The 15397-nt window shown below is 70.7% G+C and carries 15 protein-coding genes; 9 read left to right on the forward strand and 6 right to left on the reverse strand.

The features are described from left to right. The first annotated feature begins 247 nt into the window (after window positions 1–247). Both AB0I66_RS09360 and AB0I66_RS09365 read left to right on the forward strand, forming a co-directional pair. Entirely contained in the window at window positions 248–1108 is an 861-nt protein-coding gene (locus AB0I66_RS09360) for a helix-turn-helix transcriptional regulator (RefSeq protein WP_363207158.1), read from the forward strand. Window positions 1109–1117: 9 nt separating this feature from the next. Further along, window positions 1118–1342 carry a DUF397 domain-containing protein gene (locus tag AB0I66_RS09365; protein WP_361831386.1) on the forward strand — a complete coding sequence of 75 codons (225 nt, stop codon included), beginning with the start codon at window positions 1118–1120 and terminating at the stop codon, window positions 1340–1342. Here the strand turns inward: AB0I66_RS09365 and AB0I66_RS09370 are convergent, their stop codons facing one another. Further along, window positions 1343–2485 (reverse strand): 8-amino-7-oxononanoate synthase, encoded by a 1143-nt coding sequence (locus AB0I66_RS09370; RefSeq protein ID WP_363207159.1) that lies wholly within the window; start codon window positions 2483–2485, stop codon window positions 1343–1345. 164 nt (window positions 2486–2649) lie between these two features. On the opposite strand from AB0I66_RS09370, the gene bioB reads away from it, so the two are divergent. The 4 genes from bioB to AB0I66_RS09390 all read left to right on the forward strand — a co-directional run bounded on the left by bioB (window position 2650) and on the right by AB0I66_RS09390 (window position 6657). Beyond that, complete coding sequence (gene bioB, locus AB0I66_RS09375) at window positions 2650–3858, forward strand: biotin synthase BioB (protein ID WP_363207160.1); 1209 nt, start codon at window positions 2650–2652, stop codon at window positions 3856–3858. After that, entirely contained in the window at window positions 3851–5140 is a 1290-nt protein-coding gene (locus tag AB0I66_RS09380; protein WP_363207161.1) for an adenosylmethionine--8-amino-7-oxononanoate transaminase, read from the forward strand. The genes bioB and AB0I66_RS09380 overlap by 8 nt, the downstream gene beginning before the upstream one ends. A gap of 1 nt (window position 5141) precedes the next feature. Then, window positions 5142–5870, forward strand: a complete 729-nt coding sequence (gene bioD / locus AB0I66_RS09385; RefSeq protein WP_363207162.1) for a dethiobiotin synthase — start codon at window positions 5142–5144, stop codon at window positions 5868–5870. Between the two features lie 115 nt (window positions 5871–5985). After that, window positions 5986–6657: a class I SAM-dependent methyltransferase gene (locus AB0I66_RS09390; protein WP_363207163.1), complete on the forward strand. Its 672-nt coding sequence runs from the start codon at window positions 5986–5988 to the stop codon at window positions 6655–6657. A 34-nt stretch (window positions 6658–6691) separates the two neighbouring features. Here the strand turns inward: AB0I66_RS09390 and AB0I66_RS09395 are convergent, their stop codons facing one another. The 3 genes from AB0I66_RS09395 to AB0I66_RS09405 form a co-directional block, all read right to left on the reverse strand. Next, complete coding sequence (locus AB0I66_RS09395; protein WP_363207164.1) at window positions 6692–7054, reverse strand: VOC family protein; 363 nt, start codon at window positions 7052–7054, stop codon at window positions 6692–6694. A 102-nt stretch (window positions 7055–7156) separates the two neighbouring features. After that, window positions 7157–7528: a fic family toxin-antitoxin system, toxin component gene (locus AB0I66_RS09400; protein ID WP_363207165.1), complete on the reverse strand. Its 372-nt coding sequence runs from the start codon at window positions 7526–7528 to the stop codon at window positions 7157–7159. A gap of 3 nt (window positions 7529–7531) precedes the next feature. Then, window positions 7532–7759 carry an antitoxin gene (locus AB0I66_RS09405; protein ID WP_344526843.1) on the reverse strand — a complete coding sequence of 76 codons (228 nt, stop codon included), beginning with the start codon at window positions 7757–7759 and terminating at the stop codon, window positions 7532–7534. A 207-nt stretch (window positions 7760–7966) separates the two neighbouring features. On the opposite strand from AB0I66_RS09405, the gene AB0I66_RS09410 reads away from it, so the two are divergent. Then, window positions 7967–8818, forward strand: a complete 852-nt coding sequence (locus tag AB0I66_RS09410) for an ABC transporter ATP-binding protein (protein WP_363207166.1) — start codon at window positions 7967–7969, stop codon at window positions 8816–8818. A gap of 12 nt (window positions 8819–8830) precedes the next feature. Continuing rightward, window positions 8831–11395, forward strand: coding sequence for an FtsX-like permease family protein (locus tag AB0I66_RS09415; protein ID WP_363207167.1), 2565 nt, complete (start codon window positions 8831–8833; stop codon window positions 11393–11395). A gap of 19 nt (window positions 11396–11414) precedes the next feature. Here AB0I66_RS09415 and AB0I66_RS09420 read toward each other — a convergent pair whose 3' ends face one another. Both AB0I66_RS09420 and AB0I66_RS09425 read right to left on the reverse strand, forming a co-directional pair. Continuing rightward, window positions 11415–13028: a PQQ-binding-like beta-propeller repeat protein gene (locus AB0I66_RS09420; RefSeq protein WP_363207168.1), complete on the reverse strand. Its 1614-nt coding sequence runs from the start codon at window positions 13026–13028 to the stop codon at window positions 11415–11417. Between the two features lie 61 nt (window positions 13029–13089). After that, the gene (locus AB0I66_RS09425) at window positions 13090–14643 is read right to left on the reverse strand and encodes a PQQ-binding-like beta-propeller repeat protein (protein WP_363207169.1); all 1554 of its coding nucleotides are present in this window, start codon (window positions 14641–14643) and stop codon (window positions 13090–13092) included. A gap of 148 nt (window positions 14644–14791) precedes the next feature. Here AB0I66_RS09425 and AB0I66_RS09430 point away from each other — a divergent pair, with 148 nt between their 5' ends. Beyond that, window positions 14792–15217, forward strand: coding sequence for a GNAT family N-acetyltransferase (locus AB0I66_RS09430; RefSeq protein WP_363207170.1), 426 nt, complete (start codon window positions 14792–14794; stop codon window positions 15215–15217). The last annotated feature ends 180 nt before the right edge of the window (window positions 15218–15397 follow it).

Genomic DNA, 15397 nt, shown 5'->3' on the forward strand with positions numbered 1-15397 from the left:
GGGGCTCGGCTCCGACTCGTAGCGAAGGCACGAGGACAGTCCCGGAATGGTGCTTCGCGCCAGCCTGCCACTCTTGGACCCCTCAGAGGCGGCCAACCACCAAGATGTGCATATATCTGTCGCTCAAAGCGGTGAACTCTGCTACGAGAGACCGTATTTGGGCGCGACGTCGGCGCTTCCTCTACTGTCGCCCCTGAACGGCCCGGGGGAGGCCGAAAAGAAACGCTCCGTCGGGAAGGAGACGGACATGCGGTACGGCCCCGCGGTGCGCCGCCGGAAACTCGGCTCCGAACTGCGTGCCCTGCGCACGCACGCCGGGCTCACCAGTGGCCAGGCAGCGGACCGGGTCGGCTGGCATCAGTCGAAGGTCAGCCGGATCGAGACGGGACGTAGCAGTGTCAAGGCGGCCGACGTAGGTCTGCTGCTCGATGCGTACGAGGTGGCGGACCCCCGGCTCCGTCAGTTGCTGGTGGCCTTGGCGGGCTCGGACGACGACGGCGGACGGCGCCACTGGTGGCACGCCTATCGCGAGCTGCTGCCGCCCGCCTACCGCGACTTCATCAGCCTGGAGTCGCAGGCCTGTCGGATGCGCACCCTGGAGACCAGCGTAGTGCCGGGCCTGCTGCAGACTCCGGACTACGCGCGTGCGGTGACGCGGGCCGCGCTCGACGGGCTGCCGGAACAGCAGGTGGACACGCTGGTGGAGGTGCGTCTGGCCCGTCAGGACGTGCTGCGCGCGGCCCCGCCGCTGCTACTGAGCGTGATCCTGGACGAGGCGGTGCTGCACCGGCCGGTGGGCGGCCGCCAGGTGCTCGCGGGCCAGTTGAAACGGTTACTGGAGGCCGCACAGTTGCCTCATGTACGACTTCAGGTGTTGCCGTTCGCTGCCGGAGAGCACGTGGGCCTCATCGGCCCTTTCGTTATTTTCTCCTTTCCGAACATTGCTGATCTGGATGTGGTTGTTCTCGACCACTTGACGAGTAGCCTCTACCTCGAACGGAAAGAAGACCTCCAGGCCTACACGGAGGCCTTCAACTCCCTTCAGAGAAAGGCGCTTTCGCCCGAGGAATCAACGGATCACATCGCCGGGATACGTGACGGCGCGTAAGGGGGCACCATGACGGCACTGCCTCGGCACGTACCTTCCAGCACCTCTCTGCACGGCGCACGGTGGTACCGCAGCAGTCGCAGCAACGGCATGAACAACTGTGTGGAAACGGCTTCTCTCGCTTCAGGGCCGAAGCAGGGGCTGCTCGCCGTGCGCGACTCGAAGAACACGGCGGGGCCCGCCCTGCTGTTCTCGCCCACGACATGGGAGGCCTTCGTCCACGGCCTCCGGTGACTACCGGGGTGCGGCGCGGCTGATCACTCGTACGGCATCGGCGATCTGTCCGTCGGTGAGATCCGCACGGGCGGTCAGCCGCAGCCGCGAGATGCCGTCGGGCACCGACGGCGGACGGAAGCAGCCGACGGCCAGGCCCGCGCCCCTGCAGTCGGCGGCCCACCGCACGGCGGTTTCCGGGGACGGCGCGCGCACGGAGACGACGGCGGCGTCGGGACGTACCGCCGAGAGACCTTCTGCCGTGAGGCGTTCATGAAGCTCGGCCGCGACCGCGCGCGCCCGTGCGGCACGCTCCGGCTCCGCGCGCAGCAACCGCAGGGCCGCGAGGGCCGCTCCCACCGCGGCGGGCGCGAGTCCCGTGTCGAAGATGAAGGTCCGGGCCGCGTTGACCAGATGGTCGATGACCTTGGCGGGTCCCAGGACCGCTCCGCCCTGGCTGCCGAAGGACTTCGACAGGGTCACCGTGGCCACCGTGTGGTCGGTGCCCGCGAGCCCGGCCGCCTGCGGGGCGCCGCGGCCGCCGTCGCCGAGCACTCCGAGACCGTGGGCGTCGTCGACGACGAGACCGGCACCGAACTCCTGGCACAGGGAGCTGAGTTCGGCCAGTGGGGCCGCGTCTCCGTCGACCGAGAAGACGGTGTCCGAGACGACGATCGCCGGACCCGCGTGCGCGTCCAGCGTCTTGCGCACCGCTTCGGTGTCGGCGTGCGGCACCACCTGCGTCGTCCCGCGCGCCAGGCGGCAGCCGTCGATCAGCGAGGCGTGGTTGCCCGCGTCCGAGACGATCAGCGAACCGTGCGGGGCGAGGGCGGTGACGGCGGCGAGGTTCGCGGCATAACCGGAGGAAAGGACCAGGGCGGACTCGAAGCCGCAGAACTCGGCGAGTTCCCGTTCGAGCTCCGCGTGCAGTTCGGTGGTGCCGGTCACCAGACGGGAGCCGGTGGCTCCCCCGCCCCAGCGCCGGGCCGCGGCCGCCGCGCCCTCGGTGATCTCGGGGTGCCTGGCCAGGCCCAGATAGTCGTTGCTCGCCAGGTCCAGGAGGCCGCCCGCGTCGGCGGGGCGGGGGCGCAGGGTGCGGACGAGTCCGGCCCGTGCGCGCAGGCTCGCCTGCTCGTCGATCCAGTCGAACGGCGAGCTCGCCATGGGGGTCCCCTCCGGGTCGCCGGCACCGGCCGGTTTGTAGACAGTGCACAGACCCTAGCCGTCCGGCCACCGGGCCAGGATGTGGCAATACCCACACCTCTCAGCGTTTCTGTTGTGCGAAGTCTCCTTGGAAAGCGGGGCCCCCGTGCGTAAGGATCAGCGCCATGGATCTGCTGAACACGCTGGTGGACAAGGGGCTTCGGCGCGAGCTGCCGACCCGTGAAGAGGCGCTGGCCGTGCTGGCCACGTCCGACGACGAGCTTCTCGACGTGGTGGCCGCCGCCGGGAAGGTACGGCGGCAGTGGTTCGGGCGCCGGGTGAAACTCAACTATCTGGTCAATCTCAAGTCCGGCCTCTGTCCGGAGGACTGCTCGTACTGTTCGCAGCGTCTGGGCTCGACGGCGGGCATCCTCAAGTACACCTGGCTCAAGCCCGACGAGGCCTCGCAGGCCGCGGCCGCCGGAGTGGCGGGCGGCGCCAAGCGGGTCTGCCTGGTCGCCAGCGGGCGCGGTCCGACCGACCGTGACGTCGACCGGGTCTCGCAGACCATCGAGGCCATCAAGGAGCAGAACGACGGCGTCGAGGTGTGCGCGTGCCTCGGCCTGCTCTCGGCGGGCCAGGCGGACAAACTGCGCACGGCGGGCGCCGACGCGTACAACCACAACCTCAATACGTCCGAGAGCACGTACGGCGAGATCACCACGACCCACACCTACGCCGACCGCGTGGACACCGTGCAGCAGGCGCAGGCCGCGGGCCTCTCCGCGTGTTCGGGTCTGATCGCGGGCATGGGCGAGACGGACGAGGACCTGGTGGACGTGGTCTACGCGCTGCGCGACCTCGACCCCGACTCGGTGCCGGTCAACTTCCTGATCCCCTTCGAGGGCACCCCGCTGGCCAAGGAGTGGAACCTCACCCCGCAGCGCTGCCTGCGCATCCTCGCCATGGTCCGTTTCGTCTGCCCCGACGTGGAGGTCCGCATCGCGGGCGGCCGCGAGGTGCACCTGCGCTCGATGCAGCCCCTGGCGCTGCACCTCGCCAACTCGATCTTCCTGGGCGACTACCTGACCAGCGAGGGCCAGGCCGGCAAGACCGACCTGGACATGATCGCGGACGCCGGTTTCGAGGTCGAGGGCACCGACACGGTCACCCTGCCGGAGCACCGCGCGGACGCCCTCGCGGCTGCGGGTTGCGGGTCGCACGGCGAGGCCGGGGGCGGCTGCGGGCCATGCGGTTCTTCGCAGCCGGAGGCCGAGTCGGTACCGGCGTCGGCAGCGGCCGGGGTCTCCGAGGAGGAGCCCTCCGAGGCGCGCACGGACCTGGTCGCGGTACGCCGCCGGGGTGCGGGAACGGATCTGGCGCCCAATGCCTGACCTCTCCGTTCCCGAACTGCTCGATCTCGACCGCCGCCATGTGTGGCACCCGTACGGCCCCATGCCCGGCCGTCAGGAGCCCCTGGTGGTCGAGGCGGCGAGCGGTGTGCGGCTTCGACTCGCGGGCGACGGCGGCGAGTTGATCGACGGCATGTCCTCCTGGTGGTCGGCGATCCACGGCTACAACCACCCCGTGCTCAACGACGCGGTGCGCGGCCAGCTGGACCGGATGAGCCATGTCATGTTCGGCGGCCTCACCCATGAGCCCGCCGTCAGCCTGGCGAAGCGCCTTGTCGACATATCTCCGGAGGGCCTCGAGCATGTCTTCCTCTCGGACTCCGGGTCGGTGTCGGTCGAGGTCGCGGTCAAGATGTGCCTCCAGCACTGGCGCTCGCTGGGCCGCCCCGCCAAGCGGCGGATGCTGACCTGGCGCGGCGGCTACCACGGGGACACCTGGCAGCCCATGTCGGTGTGCGACCCCAAGGGCGGCATGCACGAGCTCTGGCAGGGGGCGCTGCCCCAGCAACTGTTCGCGGACATGCCGCCGGCGGGCTTCGAGTCGTACGACGACGCCTACGCCGACCATCTGCGCGAGACGATCGCGCGCCACGCCGACGAGTTGGCCGGTGTGATCGTGGAGCCGGTGGTGCAGGGCGCGGGCGGCATGCGGTTCCACTCCCCCGCCTATCTGCGGGTGTTGCGGGAGGCCTGCGACGAGCACGACGTGCTGCTCGTGTTCGACGAGATCGCCACGGGGTTCGGCCGCACGGGCGCGCTGTTCGCCGCGGACCACGTGGGCGTCACACCCGACGTGATGTGTCTGGGCAAGGCGCTGACCGGCGGTTATCTGACGCTGGCGGCGACGCTGTGCACCTCGCGGGTCGCGGACGGCATCTCGCAGGGCGAGGTTCCGGTCCTCGCCCATGGCCCGACGTTCATGGGCAATCCGCTCGCCGCCTCGGTGGCCCTGGCCTCCATCGACCTGCTGCTCGGGCAGGACTGGCAGACCGAGGTCAAACGCATCGAGGCGGGCCTGCGCGGCTCGCTGGCCGAGGCGGCGGAGCTGCCGGGCGTACGGGACGTGCGCGTGCTCGGCGCGATCGGCGTCGTACAGCTGGACCACGGCGTGGACATGGCGGCGGCCACCCGCGCCGCGACACGCGAAGGGGTGTGGGTGCGGCCGTTCCGCGACCTCATCTACACGATGCCGCCGTTCATCACGGGCGACGACGACGTGGCACGAATCGGCCGCGCGGTGTGCGCGGCGGCGAAGGAGGGCTGAGATGACGGTGATCGTGGTGTCCGGGACCGGCACCGAGATCGGCAAGACGGTGACGACGGCGGCGGTGTCCGCCGTCGCGCTCGCCGCGGGGCGCAGCGTCGCGGTGCTCAAGCCCGCACAGACGGGGGTGGCGCCCGGCGAGCCGGGCGACGCGGAGGAGGTGACGCGCCTCGCGGGCGAGGCGATCACCACCCTCGAACTCGCCCGCTTCCCCGAGCCGTTGGCGCCGAACACCGCCGCGCGGCGGGCCGGCATGGCGCAGGTCCGTCCGTACGAGGTGGCCGCGGCGGCGGAGAAGCTGGCGGCCGACCACGATCTGGTCCTGATCGAGGGCGCGGGCGGCCTGCTTGTGCACTACGACGACGAGGGTGCCACCCTCGCCGACGCCGCGCGCCTCCTGTCGGCTCCGGTCCTGGTGGTCGCGACGGCCGGCCTCGGCACGTTGAACACGACGGAACTCACCGCCGAGGCCCTGCGGGCGCGCGAACTCGCCCCGCTGGGTGTGCTGATCGGCAGCTGGCCCGCGGCACCGGACCTCGCGTCCCGCTGCAACGTCGCGGACCTTCCCCGGTGCGCGGGCGCCCCCCTGCTCGGCGCCCTGCCGGAGGGCGCGGCAAGGCTCGCGCCCGACGACTTCCGTACCGGTGCCGGGACTTGGCTCGGCCCTGAGCTCGGAGGGACATGGAGCAGCGAGGCGTTCACGGCACGTGAGGCACCGCGCACCGCCTGAGACTCCGGCGGCTTCCGTTCGGGTACCTGCCGGGACTCGCGGGCTTCGGCCGGGGGGAAAGGGGACGCCGCCGGGGCACCATTGCGGTGTCCGGTCGTCCCGCCGAGGAGGGTTCATGTCGCCTCGCTCCGCCAGGTCCGCGTCCCGGGACGCGGTGCACCATCCTGTCTTCGCCCGCTTCTACGCCCGTCAGAGCGTGGCCGCCGAGCGCATCATCGCCCAGTACCGCAAGGAGCTGCTCGCCGGGCTCTCCGGCCGCGTGATCGAGGTCGGCGCGGGGAACGGGCTGAACTTCGCGCACTATCCGGCGGCGGTCTCCGAGGTCGTGGCCATCGAACCGGAGCGCACCCTGCGCCAGTTGGCCGTGGACGCGGCCGTGCGGGCCGGCGTGCCGGTGGACGTCGTGCCCGGCGCCGCCGAGGCGCTGCCCGTCAAGAGCGAGGCCTTCGACGGCGCCGTGGCCTCGCTGGTGCTGTGCAGCGTGCGTGAGGTACCCCGAGCCCTCGGCGAGCTGCGGCGCGTCCTTCGGCCGGGCGGCGAGCTGCGGTTCTTCGAGCACGGCGTGGCTCCGGGCGCGGCGATGGCGGCCACGCAGCGCGCCCTGGACCGCACGGTCTGGCCGCTGCTCTTCGGCGGCTGTCACGTCGCGCGGGACACCCTGGGCGCGCTGCGCACGGCGGGCTTCGAGATCGGCCCGTACCGGAGTCTGCTGGTGCCCCCGAAGGGCCCGCGGCTGCCGTCCTCCTACTGCGTGCTCGGCACGGCCCGACGGCCCGAGACCGACTGACCCCGGTGGCGGAGGCCGGCGCACCCGGCGGACGTCAGATCACCTGCGTGAGGTTGACCGCGTTGCCGTCCGGGTCCTTGATGTGGGCGACCCGCTGCCCCCACGGCATGTCGTTGGCCGGTCCGAGCGTCTCGCCGCCCAGGGACTCCACCCTCGCGAGGAGGTCGTCCACGGCTTCCACCGCCACGCTCAGCAGGATGCGCTGCGGCGTGTCGAGCGGCACGCTCGTGTCCGAGACGACGCCGAGCTCCGAGTCGCCGATGCGCAGGTCCACGAAGAACGCGGGCCCCTCCTCCGGAGTCCTCGACACCTCTTTGGCGCCGAGCAGCTCCTGATAGAAGCGCACCAGGCGGTCGATGTCCGGAGTGATGATCATCGGCTGGATGGCAGCGGGCATGGGCGTCCTCCTGGTGTGCGGCTCCTTTGCGCCGAACCTATCCCCGCCGCGTGATCGTTGGTGCGTACCTCACCATCCGGTCGGCTCGTGCGGGCTCGGCCGCTACAGACTCCACTTGCGCAGTTCGTCCGCGATGGCACCCACGCCCGCCCCGTCCTCCTTCACCAGGCGGGCCAGTTCGCGCACCTGCTCGGGCGAGGTGACGACCTTCATGCCGCTGGCGACCAGATAGGCGTAGGCGACGGACGAGGCGAAGAGGGCGTTGGAGCGTTCAAGGGCGGGGATGTGCAGGAGCACCTGGAGCAGGGCGGCGGCGCGGTCGTGCGGGCTTTCGTAGACGGGCACGCCGAAGATCTCCGCCTCGTGCCGGCTGACGGCGGCCACCAGGGCACCCCAGTCGGTGACCTGCGGGTCTCCGGGCGTCTTGTGTTCGGCGATCATCAACAGCCAGGCAAGATCGATTCTGAGGTTCAAGGGCTAACGACGACCCTCGCGCTCGGCACCGAACTCTTCGGCGAACACGGATTCGTACTGCTTCATGAAGTCGGCGGCGGCCTCGACAAAGGTGTGGCCGACCTCGCCGGCGTCCTGTTTGACCAGTTCCTCGATGTAGCGGTTCACGCTCATCCCGCGGGCCAGCGCTCGCTCGCGCGCGGCCCGGGCGGTGCCTTCGTCCACCCGCACGTTCAGCTGGGTCTTCGCCATGCCTTCAAGCTAGCGCCGGGGTGCTAGCACCGGCAAGAGGGCGCAGGAGAGCGCGAAAGGGCGCAGAGGCGCACTCGTGGACCGGCTCCCCGTGCCCCTTACATACGTCTCCGGTTCACGACCTTGGAGGGATACCGGCGCCCGCCCCGACCCTCTACTCTCGGCAGGATTACGGGAGTTGGAGCGGCCACGACCCAGGAGGCGGCCTTGTCCACACCTGCTTCGGCATCGGCAACGGGCCTCGCGGAGCCCGCCGGGGTCGCCGCGCGGGCACGCGGCCTGACCAAGGCGTACGGCTCCGGCGAGACCACGGTGCTCGCCCTCGACTCGGTCGACGTGGACATCGCACGCGGCCGCTTCACGGCGGTCATGGGCCCGTCCGGCTCGGGCAAATCCACGCTCATGCATCTGCTCGCCGGGCTCGACACGGTCTCCGCGGGACAGGTGTGGCTCGGCGACACCGAGATCACCGGGCTCAGGGAACGCGAGCTGACCCAACTGCGCCGGGACCGCATCGGATTCATGTTCCAGTCCTTCAACCTCATCCCCACCCTGAACGCCGCCGAGAACATCACGCTGCCCATGGACATCGCGGGCCAGCGCCCCGACCGCGAGTGGCTCGACCACGTCATCGAGACGCTGGGCCTGCGCGACCGCCTCAAGCACCGGCCCGCCCAGCTCTCCGGCGGCCAGCAGCAGCGCGTGGCCTGCGCACGGGCGCTCGCCTCGCGCCCCGAGCTGATCTTCGCGGACGAACCGACCGGCAACCTCGACTCGCGCGCGGGCCTCGAAGTGCTCGGCTTCCTGCGCGAGGCCGTCGACAAGCTGGACCAGACGGTCGTGATGGTGACCCACGATCCCGGCGCCGCGGCCCACGCCGACCTGGTGCTCTTCCTCGCGGACGGCCGCATCGTCGACGAGATGCCGCGCCCGTCGGCCGAGTCGGTCCTCGAACGCCTCAAACGGTTCGACGTGATCCACGCGCTGCCGCAGGAGAGCCCGCCCGGGGCCGAGGGCGGTCAGGGCGTCGACGTCGACAGCAAGCCGGACCAGGACTGAGGCGTCGGGGACATGCTGAAGGCGACGCTCAGGAGCTTCCTCGCGCACAAGGGCCGTCTGCTGCTCTCCGCGCTCGCCGTGATCCTCTCGGTGGCGTTCGTCGCGGGCAGCCTCATCTTCTCGGACACGGTGGCCCGCACCTTCGACCGGCTCTTCGCCTCGACGTCCGCCGACGTGACCGTCGAGCCGAAGGAAGACCTCGACGAGGCCGTGCCGTCGGGCCGGACACCGACGATCCCCGTCGAGCTGGCCGACCGCATCGCCCGGATCGACGGGGTCGCACGGACCCGTGTCGACGCCGCCGTCGAGAACATCACGGTCGTCGACAGCGAGAACGACCCGGTCGGCTCCACCACGGGCGCGCCCACCATCGCCACCAACTGGGAGCCCAACGACCGCAGTCCGGTGGATCTGACCTCGGGGCACGCCCCTCGCGGCAAGGACCAGGCGCTGCTCGACAAGGACACCGCCGACAAGAAGGACGTGCGGATCGGCGACACCCTCACGGTGCTCGCCGCGCCCGGCTCGTTCAAGGTGAAGGTCGTCGGCATCGTCACCTTCACCACCACCAACCCCGGCGCCGCGCTGGTCTACCTGGACACGGCGACCGCCCAGCGTGAGCTCCTCGGCGACAAGGACGCCGCGACGGGCATCTCCGTGGACGCCTCCCCCGGCGTGAGCGATCCCACGCTGAAGCGTCGCATCGCCGCCGAGCTGGGATCGGGCTACGACCTGAAGACCGCGGACGAACAGGCCGACTCGGCGGCGGCCGAACTCGGCGGCTTCCTGGACGTCATCAAGTACGTGATGCTCGGCTTCGCCGGGATCGCCGTCCTGGTCGGCATCTTCCTGATCGTCAACACCTTCTCGATGCTGATCGCGCAGCGCACCCGCGAACTCGGCCTGCTGCGCGCCCTCGGCGCCGACCGCAGGCAGGTCCGCCGCTCCGTGCTCACCGAGGCGGTCCTGCTCGGCGCGGTCGGCTCCACGATCGGTCTCGCGGCGGGGATCGGACTCGCGGCCGGGCTCATCGAGCTGATGGGCCTGTTCGGGATGAACCTGAAGTCCACCGAGATGGTCATCGGGTGGGCGACTCCCGTCGCCTCGTACGTCGTCGGGGTCGGCGTCACGTTCGTCGCGGCGTATCTCCCTGCGCGGCGCGCGGCGCAGGTGTCGCCGATGGCCGCGCTCGCCGACGCGGAGATCGCGGGCGTGGGACGGCCGTTGAAGGTCCGTGCGGCGGTCGGCGCGCTCGTCGGGGCGGCGGGCGCCGCCGCCCTGGTGGGCTGCGCCACCGCGCAGGAGACCGCGTCGGCGGCGTCCCTGCTCGGTCTCGGCCTCGTCCTGACCCTGGTCGCCACCGTCATCGCGGGACCGCTCCTCGTCCGCCCGGTGATCCGGGTGCTCGGCGGCGCCTTCCCCGCCCTGTTCGGCTCGGTCGGCCGCATGAGCCAGCGCAACGCGCTGCGCAACCCACGCCGTACGGGGGCCACCGCCGCCGCGCTGATGGTGGGCCTCGCCCTGGTGAGCGGCATGTCCGTGGCGAGCGCGTCGATGACCAAGTCGTTCGACGAGCAGATCGACAAGACGCTGGGCGCCGACTTCGTCGTGCAGAACAGCAACTTCATGCCCTTCTCGCAGGAGATCACCGAGAAGGTGCGGGACACCGAGGGCACCGGGCTCGTCGTGCGGCAGCGGTTCACGCCCGTGAAGGTGTCCATGCCGGACGGCAAGAGCGTGGAGACCACCGCGGCGGGCTACGATCCGCGGCTCGACGACGTCGCCCGCGTCACCTACGTGGACGGCGACACCACGCGGGCGCTCGCGCCCGGAAACATCGCCATGCAGCGGGACTTCGCGCGCGACCACAAGATCCGCATGGGCTCCGAGCTGCCCGTACAGTTCCCCGGCGGGCGCAAGACGGAACTGACGGTGGGCGCGCTCACCGACCAGCCGGGGGCCGAGGGCTTCGGCGTCGAGGGCGGGATCTACTTCGGCATGGAGACCGTCGAGGAGTTCGTGCCGGGCGGCCAGGACTCCGCGCTGTACGTGAACGCGGCAGCGGGCACGGATGCCGACACCTTGCGCGACCGGCTCGAGAAGACGCTGGACCCGTATCCGCAGGTGCAGGTCCGCGACCAGGCCGACTACAAGGAACTGATCCGCGAGCAGATCGCCGTGATGCTCTATCTCGTCTATGCGCTCCTCGGCCTGGCGATCATCATCGCGGTCCTCGGCGTGGTCAACACCCTTGCCCTGTCCGTCGTCGAGCGCACCCGCGAGATCGGTCTGCTGCGCGCCATCGGACTCGCCCGGCGGCAACTGCGCCGGATGATCCGCCTGGAGTCGGTGGTCATCGCCGTGTTCGGCGCGCTGCTGGGGCTCGCGCTCGGCCTGGTGTGGGGCGTCGCTGCCCAGCAGGTGCTCGCGCTGCAGGGCATGACGGCGTTCGCGATCCCCTGGACGACGGTGATCGCGGTGCTGATCGGCTCGGTGATCGTCGGCCTGGCGGCGGCCCTGCTGCCCGCGCTGCGCGCCTCGCGCATGAACGTGCTCGCGGCCATCGCGCACGAGTGAGGGTCCGCCGCCGCCGTGCCTACTTGGCCGCGAAGCCGAACATCATGATCGTCTTCTTGTCCCCGGAGTACTGGCCGAGCAGATCGGAGCTGAGGAACAGCTTGTTGCGGTGGTAGCGCAGTTCGGAGATCAGGGGCGGCAGCGCGGTCGGCCGGGTGCCGAGGTCGATGAGCACCGTCTCCTTCTTCAGGTTCCTGCCGTCGAGGGAGACCACCTGCGCGTAGGGGCCGCTCTTGTAGACGAGCACGTTCCCGCCGTCCATGCGGATGGGGAAGACGGGGGAGCTGTCGCCCCCCTCCACCTTCTCCCCCGTGGTCTTGCCGGTGGCCAGGGAGAAGACCACGACGTCGTTCACCGACGAGAACTCCTCCGCCCCCTCGCGCTTCTCGGTGGCGACGTAGAGCTTGCCGTTGCCCGCCACGATGCCCCGGCAGTCCTGGACGATGGAGACGGTGCCGCATGCGTGCATGTACTTGCCGTCCGGCAGGGCGATCCGCGTGTGCCGCTTGCCCTTCTCCTCGATGGCGAAGACATCCGTGGCGCCGGACGCGCTGATCTCTCCGGAGTCCAGGGCCAGGACCACCGGCTTGCTGGAGACCAGGCTGGGGCTGCGAACCCCCGCCGGCAGCTTGTGGGTCCACTTCGACTTGCCCGTGGCCGGGTCGATGACCTGGACCTGGAACCGCTCCGATCCGTAGTCACCGCAGGAGCGGACCGCCACGAGCCGCTCGCCGCCCCCGTACCCCACGTCACGGCAGGTGTCCCCCTGCTGCGGCTTCCACAGGACCTCGCCACTGCGCAGGTCGAACGCCGCGCCGCCGTACAGACCGCCGACCGCCGCCGTGTCACCGCTGATGGTGACCTGGTTGAAGACGGTCTTCTTCTTCTCGTAGCCGACGGTGATCGACTTGGTCCAGAGCTTCTCGCCGGTGTCCACGTTGAAGGCGGTCACCTCGGTGCACGCGTCCTTGAAGCCCCGGTCGTCCTTCACTTTCGCCCCCGTGACGACGACGGCGATGTTGCCCTTGCCGACGTCCGGTGAGCCCGCGCACGACTCCCCGGGTTTCGGCAGGCGCCACAGCCCCTTCCCCGACGTGGCGTCGACACCGACGATCGCCTCGACCGAGGACTTCGCGTACACCTTGTCGGTGAGCCAGGAGCCCTGGGCCTTCCAAGTGGACTGCCCCTTGGGCAGCTTGGGCTGCAGGGCCTTGGTCTTGAAGAACGCCTTGGGCTCCGCGGGCGCCTTCTCCTCGGGCTTCTCGTAGGCGGCCGCCGCACCGTCGCCGCCCGGCTTGGCAGCGGGCTTCTCCTTCGAGCCGTCGCCCGCCGAGGTGGCGTACCAGACGCCGCCGCCGACGATCAGGGCGATCGCGGCGACCACGGAGACGACGATCGCGGTACGCCGCCCGGGTCCTCTGCCCCCCGAGCCCGGTGAGGGCGCCGGTGTCGGCTGGTAGACCTGGTGCGGGCCGAAGCCACTGGGCGGCGGGGTGAGGGGCGGGCCAAAGCCCGGGGGCTGCCCCTGCGGGGGCGGACCGAAGGCGCCTTGCGGGGGCGGACCGAACGCGCCCTGCGGAGGCAGCGGGCCCTGCGGCTGCTGCGGGGGCTGTTCGGGGGGCGGCTGCGTCATCGTGGCTCCACTGCTGGTGAGGGTAGGGGTGCGCGCTGCTCGGCCTGCTCGGCCGGGGGCCTCACCGGGCGAAGGAGAGCATGCGGGCGTTGCCTTCCTCGCCGTTGCCGCCGTGGCTCTTGCCGTCCAGGCGCGTGGGGGTCACGAAGAACCGCTTGTCGGCGTACAGGACGTTGCCGGCGAACATCGCGGCCTCCGTGCTCTGCGCCGACGAGGTGTGCCGCAGCAGCACGTCGGGCTTGCCGCCACCGAGGCCGAACCGTACGGTCTGCCCGTTCTTGCCGTCCTGCGCCCGCGCGTACGCGATCAACCCGGGCCGGTCGCCTCCGGCCACGACGGGCAGGATCTGCCGCCCGTCGACCGATCCGGACCACTTGGACTTCCCGGTACGGAGGTCATAGGCGACGATCTTGTTCGGTCCGAGGACGCCGTCCTTGGGCTCGCCCGCCAGGTAGAACGTGTCCGCGTCGGCGGCGGCCCCCGGACAGTTCTGCACGCCCTCGCCGGAGTCCCCGGCCCCCGCGCACATCTCGAACTTCTGCGGGCCCTTGCCGAAACTGATCCAGGAGCGCTGATCACCCTTGTCGTCGACGGCGGCCACGGCCCACTGATCCATCTCGTCACGGTTCCTGACGGCGACCACGACGGGGTCGACGGAGTAGACCTTCTGGATGCTCCAGCCCTTCTTCGTCCGGTAGCTCCACTCGACGTCACCGGTACGGGGGTCGAGCTTCTTGAGCCTGCCGTGCGTGCCGGGGCTGCCCGGCCGGCAGGACTCCACCTGGAGCAGCCGCGAGCCGCCCGCGACGCCGTCGAGCGAGCAACCGCCCTCGCGTTCCCGCTCGGTGGTGTACATCCGCTTGCCGTCGCCGATGCGGTAGGCGCGCATGGTGGCGCTCTGGTCGACCAGGACGGCACTGCCCGTGATCGAGACGTGCGTCGCGCTGGTGTCGTCCCAGAAGCCGTGGTCGACGAGTTCCTTGTGCCAGCCCTTCTCGCCGGTCTTCAGGTCGATCATCCGCAGCTGGTCGCACGACGCGTTCTGCTCGGACTTCTTCTTCGTGTACGCCACCACGACCTTGCCGTCCGGTGTGGGGTTCACCGGCGTGTCGCACACCGTGCCGGGCAGCGGCACCGACCATGCCTTCGAACCGTCCTTGGTCCGGTAGCCGGCGACCTCGTCGTACTCGGCCTGGGCCACGATCCCGGGAACGTGCCAGAGGTCGAAGAGCTGTGCGCCCTTGCCCGGCAGCTCGATGTCGTTCATGGCGACCCATGCCTTGGCCTCGCCGGCCTTGCGCCCCGCGTTGACGTCGATCACGGCCGCCGACCCGTCGTCCTTCGCGTCGGAATCTCCGTCCGGGGCCGCCGACTCCGGCCCGCCGTCCGGCGATTGCGGTGTCTGCCCGGCGACGGGCTCACGCGAACCGCTCCCCTTCCCGTCCCCGTCCGCTTGCGTGACGGTGTAGACGCCCACGCCGATCAGGACCAGGGCGAACGCACCGGCGCCGAGGGCGAAGCGGAGCTTTCGCGTGGTGCGCGCCGGGGGCGCCGGCCGGGCGTAGGGGTTACCGGGCACGGGCTGACGCACCGGCTCGGACTCACGATTGACCATGAACGAGATTCTGGACCAACCCGCGCACTTTCTAGAGACATTTTCTAGAAAAAGTTTCCACCGCAGGTTTCCGCCACGAGCCGGAGGGCAGCAGCGGGCGCCGGAAACCACTCGCCCGCCGGGCGGCCGCACTGCTTACATCTCCCCCATGAGTGATCTCCACATCCGCAGCGCGACTCCTTCGGACATCGACGACGTACTGCGGTTCTGGCGCGAGGCCGCGAAGGGCACGAGCGTCAGCGACGACCACGACGGAGTGGCGCGCCTGGTCGCCCGCGACCCCGATGCCCTGCTGCTCGCGGAACGCGACGGCCTCCTCGTGGGCACCGTGATAGCCGGTTTCGACGGCTGGCGCTGTCACCTCTACCGCCTCGCCGTGCACCCGGACCACCGCCGTCAGGGCATCGGCTCGGTGCTGCTCGCCGCGGCGGAGGAGCGTTTCGTGGACCTCGGCGGGCGCCGCGGCGACGCCATGGTCCTCGACCGCAACGAACAGGCCCACCACGCGTGGCACGCCGCGGGCTACGCGCCCCAGCCGCAGTGGAGCCGCTGGGTGAAGCACCTCCTGGACTGAGGGACCGAGCCGTGGGTACCCGTACGCGACCGCAGGAGTGGGCTTTGCTGATCCTTTAATATGGACGGACCACTCGAACGTCTACGAAAGGTGTGAGCGTCCGCCCATGGGCGAGCCTCCCAGTACCCGACATCGCGCATTCCCCCGGTCCCTGCCCGATCATGGGACGGAGGTGACCCG

It is taken from the genome of Streptomyces sp. NPDC050439 (assembly GCF_040655335.1).
Classification (GTDB): Bacteria; Actinomycetota; Actinomycetes; order Streptomycetales; family Streptomycetaceae; genus Streptomyces.